General features: G+C 64.4%; 7 protein-coding genes. 3 read left to right on the top strand and 4 right to left on the bottom strand.

Annotation, left to right across the window (positions count from 1 at the left end):
• The coding region (locus tag QZ281_RS14925; RefSeq protein WP_292229693.1) for an alpha/beta hydrolase at positions 1-681 on the top strand (681 nt) is incomplete at its 5' end.
• 17 nt (positions 682-698) lie between these two features.
• On the opposite strand, the gene QZ281_RS14920 is transcribed toward QZ281_RS14925, so the two are convergent.
• Positions 699-2,273, bottom strand: a complete 1,575-nt coding sequence (locus QZ281_RS14920) for a hypothetical protein (protein WP_292229691.1) — start codon at positions 2,271-2,273, stop codon at positions 699-701.
• Between the two features lie 235 nt (positions 2,274-2,508).
• Between QZ281_RS14920 and QZ281_RS14915 the strand changes: the two genes are divergently transcribed.
• A complete protein-coding gene (locus QZ281_RS14915) occupies positions 2,509-2,655 on the top strand; it encodes a hypothetical protein (RefSeq protein WP_292229690.1) in 147 nt (48 codons plus the stop codon).
• 38 nt (positions 2,656-2,693) lie between these two features.
• Here QZ281_RS14915 and QZ281_RS14910 read toward each other — a convergent pair whose 3' ends face one another.
• Both QZ281_RS14910 and QZ281_RS14905 read right to left on the bottom strand, forming a co-directional pair.
• The gene (locus QZ281_RS14910) at positions 2,694-3,068 is read right to left on the bottom strand and encodes a hypothetical protein (RefSeq protein WP_292229688.1); all 375 of its coding nucleotides are present in this window, start codon (positions 3,066-3,068) and stop codon (positions 2,694-2,696) included.
• 148 nt (positions 3,069-3,216) lie between these two features.
• On the bottom strand, positions 3,217-3,858 hold the full coding sequence (locus QZ281_RS14905) for a DUF1345 domain-containing protein (protein WP_292229686.1): 642 nt from the start codon (positions 3,856-3,858) through the stop codon (positions 3,217-3,219).
• Between the two features lie 195 nt (positions 3,859-4,053).
• On the opposite strand from QZ281_RS14905, the gene QZ281_RS14900 reads away from it, so the two are divergent.
• Positions 4,054-6,213 (top strand): malate synthase G, encoded by a 2,160-nt coding sequence (locus QZ281_RS14900; protein WP_292229684.1) that lies wholly within the window; start codon positions 4,054-4,056, stop codon positions 6,211-6,213.
• Here QZ281_RS14900 and QZ281_RS14895 read toward each other — a convergent pair.
• Complete coding sequence (locus QZ281_RS14895; protein WP_292229682.1) at positions 6,201-7,238, bottom strand: mechanosensitive ion channel domain-containing protein; 1,038 nt, start codon at positions 7,236-7,238, stop codon at positions 6,201-6,203. The two genes, QZ281_RS14900 and QZ281_RS14895, sit on opposite strands and share 13 nt — an antisense overlap.
• Between the last annotated feature and the right edge of the window lie 263 nt (positions 7,239-7,501).

The following is a 7,501-nucleotide window of genomic DNA, read 5'->3' as shown; positions in this document are numbered from 1 at the left end:
CGGCTGAGCAGGGACGTGCGTCGCGTCGCGCAGGATCTGCCCTATGGCGAGGATCCGCGCCAACGGATCGACCTGTATGCGCCGCATGGGGCGAGAGGGCTGCCGGTGCTGGTCTTCCTCGGCGAGCCGGGCGCGCGCGAACAGTCTGAGCCGACGGCTCTGGCGCTGGCGGCGCGGGGCTTCGTGGTCGCGCTCCCGGATTATCCGGTAACCGAGCCGCCGCTGTTTCCGGCCCAGATCGCCGACGCCGCCGTGGCGACGGCGGAGACGGCGCGCATCGCCCCGAACCATGGCGGCGACCCGACCCGTCTGGGCGTGATGGGCCACGGAGCGGGTGCCGGGTTGGCGATGATGATCACCCTGGACCGTCGCTACATGGCCGCCGTCGATCAGCCGAACCTGATCCGCGCCGCCGCCGGTCTGGCGGGCGTTTACGGCGTCGGACAGACCACAGATCCGACCTGGACCCAGCCCGTCGCCTATGTCCGCCCGGACGCACCGCCGATCTGGCTGGGATATGGCGCAGATAGCGACACACTCGCTGTCGTCGACGCCGTCACGCTCGATCAGCGCATCCGCGCCGTTGGCGGTCGGTCAGCGGTCTATGTCCGTTCCGGCTCTGCCCCGATGTCATCTGTGCTGGAGGATGCTGCGAAATTCTTCCATAGCGCCCTGAGATGACGTTCAGGCATTAGGCATCAGGCCTCAGGCGCATCGGGGTCTGATGGGACGTCTTCCATCTCATCGTCGCCATCTTGTGACAGTCCGGCCAGTGTTCCTCCGGCCTCGAGCGCTGCAATCATGCGGTTGGCGTATCGCGATGCGCCGCCGCCGTGCGGATTGTTCGCCAGGGGGCGCAACACGGCGATCGCCTCTTCGGTCTCGTTCTTTTCCGCCAATGCCGCAGCGTAGTTAAAACGCACGGCAGGCAGTTGTGGCGCGCGGTCCAACGTCAGTCCCATGGCCAACATGTCATTATCGTTGGGATAATTGGGTTGGCCCTGACGCAGTTCGGTCATCAGCATCAGGGTGCGGTAATCATTCCGGGCGGCGTCATAGGCGCGCGCAATATAGGTGCGGGCTTCGCGGCGCAGGGCGTTTTGCTCAGCATCACTATCGGCTTCGCGTAGCTGGCGCAGTCTTTCCTGGGCCAGCAGTTGCAGGGCCTCGATGTTGTCGGGCTCGATCTCGATCAGACGTTGCAGAGCGATTTCCCCTGCAGGGCGATTCCCAAAATGCATCCCCGCGTGACCGGCCGCCAGCAGGGCCAGCGGATCATCGCCATATCGCGCAGCCAGACGTGCGACCTCTTCACCAAGTGCGGCGCGGTCCTTTTGCGGCACGCCGATCTTGAGGCGCTGGTTGATCAGCAACAGGTCGTTGGCGGAACGCGGCAGACGGGTAATGGTGATGTCAGGGGTGGGGAACTGACCAGAGATACGCTGTCGGTTCAGACTAACGCGTGTGTAACGGCGTAGAGCGGTGCGCAACTGTTCCAGGCTCATGCCTGTCGCCCGCTCCATGGCTTCGACAGAGTCTGTTCCTTTGCCGACGTCCTCTAGATAGGCCTGAAACTGTATCCGTCGTTGAGGGTCGCTGAAGAACCAGTGGGTCAGCAGCCAGGCGATCGGATAATAGGTCGTGCGCTGGCTGCTGGTTCGCACCTCATCTGGACGGGACCGCAAAAGCATGTCCAACGGGATCCAGTTTTCCGCCATGATCCAATAGGCGCGGTTTCGATTGTAGCTACCTAACATCACTGAATTATCAGAGATTTTTATGTCAGCGGTCATATAGTATTCGGCGAACCCTTCGACGTACCAGGCAGGGTAGGCGCCGGGCGTATTCCCCAACATGAAGTGGTGGGCGTATTCGTGCATCAGCACGTCCTGGCCTGACATGCCCATGCCGTCGTCATTGCGTATGGCGACGGCGAAAATGTCTTCCTCGGTCGGGAAATAGGTGCCCACCGTGTCACTTGAAGATTGGGGATGCACCCGCGTCAGGCCGGTGCGTCCGCTGACCAGATAAATGGGCAGTTTCCGCGGCGGGGTGGTGCTGCTGAGGATGCCGGATTGAAACAGCATCACCCGGTCGAACATTTCCAGTTTCTGGACATATTCCCGCAGCGAACGCTCGCTGCCTTCGCTGTAGACGATGAAGCGTTCGCTCTCGGCGCGAAGCCAGTCGGCGCGAGCGGATTGGGGCGAAGAGGCCAGGGTCAGAGCCGCCAGAGCACCGATGACGCAAGCGCGCGCAATCTTCATAGTCATTCAGCATCCCCCAGAATGACGGTCTGATCGCAGAGGTTGCGCCTGTGCGTAAAGAGGCGCTTTTAAAATAAGGCTAAATACTGGCGAAAAATTGATTTTCCCGCGTCGAAATAACCCCTCGCAACGAAGGGCTTTCCGAGTCATTCTATCTTTGCAGGGACGATCCAGCCGTCAGAGCCGGACGCCCGCCCAGGCGCCGATCCGGTGGTCTGGACATAGGGAAAGGAAAAGAACGATGGCCGTAATCCATCCTCAAGACCGCTTCGCCCGCCCACGCCGTGAAGGCAAACCCTTGCATCCTGCCTTCGGCCTTCTGGTCGGGTTCGGCTTTATCTTCGCGATCGCGACCCTGGTCCACGTCGTCTTCAACGTGCTGGTGTAGCGCGTTCAATGCCCTTGGCCGTTCTGGTCCTGACAGGATCAGGCGGCGAGGCGGTTCCAGACAGCGCGGTCGGCGGCGACCGCGTTGAGGCGACGTCCTTTGGCCTGCAACTGCTGCATGACGATGTGGGGCAGGGCGCAGAAACGCGGCTCGACCAGATCGGGATTGCAGCCGACGGCAGGCGCGGCGAACAGGGCGGCGTTCACATCCGGGCTGCGTTCAGCGATCAGCCAGGCCAGACGGCGCGCGCGCGACGGATCGTTGCGATGCAGCAGCGGGTCCTCGGCGAAAAGCTCACAGCCCAGTTGCAGCACATAGTCGAAGTCCAGCTTCTCGAACCGGCGCGCGTCGGCGGGCGTGACCGGGCAGGCCTCGTCCAGATCGAACACAACGTCGTTCAGAAGAAACAGCATGGGCGAAAACGCTCGATACGGACCGGACGCGATGTCGTCCTTATCGCCACAATAGGCGCCGCCGCTTGCGGTCCCGTTCACGGACGCGGTTAAGCATTCATCACCGACCGAGGCGGACGTTCACACCCTGCCTACCTTGATGGGGCGTCTATTTGCCCAGCAGTCCGACCATCAGATTGATCGTCAGCGCCAGGATCACTGTGTTGAAGGTGAAGGACATCAGGCTGTGAACGCTGGACAGGCGGCGCACGCCCCGGTCCGAAATCTCGATGTCCGCCGTCTGGGACGCCACCCCGATGACCAGCGAGAAATGCAGGAAGTCCCAGTAGTCCGGCTCGGTCTCGCCGGGGAAGATCAGGCCGCCCCGGTCCTTTCCGTTCTTCTGCTGCTGATAGAAGGCGTGGGCGTAGTGAAGGGCGAAGATCAGGTGGATGAAGGTCCATGACAGGGCCACGGTGGTCAGGGACAGAAGCCCGCTGATCAAGGGGGATTGGCCGCCGCGCGTCGCCTCGCCGATGACGATGACGATGCTGGCGACCGCCGCCAGCAGGCTGAGCGGCAGGACCCATTGACCGGTCTGGTCCAGAACGGCGGCGCGCCTGCGTATGGCGTCGACCCCCTCGGCGCGGGACATGCGGAAAAGGGTGGCGGCGATGAAGGCGGCGGCGCCGACGGCCCAGCCGATGGCGACGCGCGTCAGCCAGTGGGCCTGTATCGGCGCCAGCACCGCGACCAGCGCTGTCAGAGCCAGGCTGGCCAGCAGGATTCCGTGCAGGGTGATCGAACGCATCAGGGCCATCCCCCGATCATGACGCGGCCGCGCCCGCCCGCAAGCCTTGATGCAGCGCGTTTGCCGCACAGTCGGCCTATTCGACCAAAAGCGAGGCGGATGACGCGACGTGACCCTTGCGGAGCGGCTTGGGCTTGGCTTACGTGATCACGGATTGTTACAGGCTCGATCTCCGAGCCGCAAAGAGAGGCCGCCATGACTACCCATGAAGATCGCGCCGGACTGAAGGTTGCGGGCGAAATCATCGCCCTGATCGAACAGGATGTGCTTCCGGGGCTGGGTCTTGATGCGGCGGCCTTCTGGACCGGGGCGGCGGCTGTTTTCGAGCGGTTCGCGCCGGAAAACCGCGCCCTGCTGGCCAAACGCGATACGCTGCAGGGCCAGATCGACGACTGGAACCGCGCCCGCAAGGGCCAGCCCTATGATGTGGACGCCTCAGAGGCGTTTCTGCGCGAGATCGGCTATCTGGTCGATGAGCCCGCGCCCTTCACCATCGGGACCAAGGCGGCGGATCCTGAGATCGCCACCCTGGCCGGACCGCAACTGGTTGTGCCGGTGCTGAACGCCCGTTTTCTGCTGAACGCCGCCAATGCACGCTGGGGCAGCCTGTATGACGCCCTGTACGGCACGGATGCGTTGGGCGACCTGCCCAAGGGCGGCGGCTATGATGTCGAGCGCGGCGCCCGCGTCGTGGCGCGCGCCAAGGCGTTTCTGGACGAGGCGGCGCCGCTGGCGTCAGGGTCGCATACTGAGGTCGCCGGATGGTCTGTGGAGGACGGCGCCCTGTCGCCGGCGCTGAAGGATGCGGGCCAGTTCGTGGGCTATTCGGGTGAGGCTTCGGCGCCGACCTCGATCCTGTTGAAGCACAACGGCCTGCATATCGAACTGGTCATTGATCGCAGCCATCCGGTCGGGCGCAATGATCCGTCGGGTCAGGCGGATGTGGTGCTGGAATCGGCCCTGTCCACCATCGTCGATCTGGAAGACTCCATCGCCGCCGTCGACGCCGCCGACAAGGCCGAGGCCTATCGCAACTGGCTGGGCCTGATGAAGGGCGACCTGTCGGCGACCTTCAAGAAGGGCGGCGAGACCCTGACCCGCGCGCTGGAGGCGGATCGCGTCTTCACGGCGCCGGATGGATCGACCGTGACGCTGAAGGGACGTTCGCTGCTGTTCGTGCGCAACGTCGGCCATTTGATGACCACGCCCGCCATTCGCTTGGCGGACGGATCAGACGCGCCCGAAGGCGTCATGGACGCCATCATCACCAGCCTGATCGCTCTGTACGACATAAAGGGCCAGAAAAGCGGGGATGGAGGTCAGTTCCAGAACAGCGCCGAGGCCTCGGTCTATATCGTCAAACCCAAGATGCATGGCCCGGAAGAAGCCGCCTTCACCGACCGTCTGTTCGATGCGGTCGAAGACCTGCTGGCCGTGCCGCGTCACACTCTGAAGGTCGGGGTGATGGATGAAGAGCGTCGCACCAGCGCCAATCTGGCGGCCTGCATCCATGCGGTGAGGGACCGGATCGTCTTCATCAACACCGGTTTCCTGGACCGCACCGGCGACGAGATCCATACCTCGATGCAGGCCGGGCCGGTGGTGCGGAAGGCCGACATCAAGTCCAGCGCCTGGATCGCCGCCTATGAGGCCAGAAACGTCTCCATCGGTCTGAAATGCGGGCTGTCCGGCAAGGCCCAGATCGGCAAGGGCATGTGGGCCGCGCCTGACCGCATGGCCGACATGCTGGAGCAGAAGATCGGCCACCCCAAGACCGGCGCCAACACCGCCTGGACCCCGTCGCCGACGGCGGCGACCCTGCATGCGCTGCACTATCATGCGGTGGATGTGTTCGCGGTCCAGAAGACGGTCGCGGCCCAGCCCACGCCGGGTCTGGAGGCCCTGCTGACCCCGCCGCTGGCCAATGGCGCCAACTGGTCGGACGAAGAGGTCGCCGCCGAGCTGGACAACAACGCCCAGGGCATTCTGGGCTATGTGGTGCGCTGGATTGATCAGGGCGTCGGCTGCTCCAAGGTGCCGGACATCCACGACATCGGCCTGATGGAGGACCGCGCGACCCTGCGGATCAGTTCGCAGCATATCGCCAACTGGCTGCTGCACGGGGTGTGCACGGCCGATCAGGTGGACGCCGCCTTCATCCGCATGGCGGCCAAGGTGGACGGCCAGAACGCAGGCGACCCGCTGTATCAGCCGATGGCCCCGAACCCGGACGCCAGCCTGGCCTATCAGGCGGCGCGGGCGCTGGTGTTCGAAGGCGTCGAACAGCCGAACGGCTATACCGAGCCGCTGCTGCACGCCTATCGACTGAAGGCGAAGGCGGCTCAGTCCGCCTGACGGCGCGTGGGGGAGGCGGGCGGTTCCGCCGCTTCCTCCTCCTCATCTGCCATGACGTCGGCGGCGGCGTCGTTGGCGGTGTGGCCTCCGCGCGAGGGGCCGCCGGGCTGGGTCACCGGGCCGTCGCCGTGGCCCAATCGCTTCAGCGCCTCGTCGCCCTCCAGCCCGAAGGCGCGGCGCAGGCGCACGTCCGTCTGCGGCACCGGCACCTCGACGCCCGCTGCATCCAGCGCGTCGGCGATCAGCCAGGTGTAGGCGGCGTGCATGGCGGCGGGGCGTTTGACCGCATCGCGCGTGGGCCAGACCACCAGTTCGAACGCCAGACCCCGATCGCCAAACGCCACCAGCCAGACCTGGCTCTTACGCGCCTCGGTCTCAGGCAGGGTGAAGGGACTGGCCTGCGCGGCCTTCAGCACCGCATCGCGCACCAGCCCCCGGTCTGATCCATAGGCGACGGTGAAGGGCACATGGATGCGGCGCGTGTCGCCCTTCAGCGTCCAGTTGGTCACCGGCTGTTCGATGAAGCGTGAGTTGGGCACCAGCACATTGACGTTGTCATTGGTGCGGACGCGGGTGGCGCGCGGGCCGATCTCCATGATGGCGCCGCGAATGCCGATGTCCTCGATCTCGATATAGTCGCCGACCGACACCATCCGGTCGAAGATCAGGAACAGGCCGGACACGAACTCCTTGACCACTCCTTGCAGACCCAGCCCGACGCCGATGCCCAGCGCGCCCGCAAACACGGCCAGGGACGACAGGTTCACCCCCGCCGCCGACAGGGCCGACATGACGCCCACGACGATGATGCCGTATCCCGCCAGCCGTTCCAGCAGATAGACGGCCTGACGGCTGCGTTCAGCTCGCTCGCGCACCCGGCGCAGGGCGCGCGTCACTAGCCAGCTTGCCGCAAACGTCAGCAACAGGATGACGGCGGCGCTGATCAGACCGCCCAGCGTCAGGTGAAAGCCGCTGAATCCCAGGAATTTCGACTGATCCAGCGTCAGCAGTCTGTTGGCGGGCATGACCATCACCTCCAAGCGCACGGCAAAAGGCCAAGGTTCCGAGCCGCCGCCCAAATGCAAAGAAACCCGGCGGCTTTCAACCGGGTTTCGACGCCATGCAGAGATGTTCTGCGACCGGTTGAGAGGGGTGTGCAGGGCGCGTGCGTACAGATGCAGGGCTGGATCGGCCCTGTTTCTGGAGATGACGCATGCGTGTTTTCAATCCTTCATTCTTCGCCGCTGCGGCGGTGCTATTCTTATTACTAGCGGATGTAGTCCTCGTA

It is taken from the genome of Brevundimonas sp., from assembly GCF_018608325.1.
In the GTDB taxonomy this organism is placed as follows: Bacteria; Pseudomonadota; Alphaproteobacteria; order Caulobacterales; family Caulobacteraceae; genus Brevundimonas.
The sequence above is the reverse complement of the archived record's forward strand: the minus strand, read 5'-3'. Positions and strand labels throughout refer to the sequence as shown.

What these genes read in the sequence shown, in the direction of transcription:
- QZ281_RS14920 (WP_292229691.1), bottom strand. Translation starts at nt 2,273, where the DNA reads ATGACTATGAAGATTGCGCGCGCTTGCGTCATCGGTGCTCTGGCGGCT.
- QZ281_RS14915 (WP_292229690.1), top strand. Translation starts at nt 2,509, where the DNA reads ATGGCCGTAATCCATCCTCAAGACCGCTTCGCCCGCCCACGCCGTGAA.
- QZ281_RS14910 (WP_292229688.1), bottom strand. Translation starts at nt 3,068, where the DNA reads ATGCTGTTTCTTCTGAACGACGTTGTGTTCGATCTGGACGAGGCCTGC.
- QZ281_RS14905 (WP_292229686.1), bottom strand. Translation starts at nt 3,858, where the DNA reads ATGCGTTCGATCACCCTGCACGGAATCCTGCTGGCCAGCCTGGCTCTG.
- QZ281_RS14900 (WP_292229684.1), top strand. Translation starts at nt 4,054, where the DNA reads ATGACTACCCATGAAGATCGCGCCGGACTGAAGGTTGCGGGCGAAATC.
- QZ281_RS14895 (WP_292229682.1), bottom strand. Translation starts at nt 7,238, where the DNA reads ATGCCCGCCAACAGACTGCTGACGCTGGATCAGTCGAAATTCCTGGGA.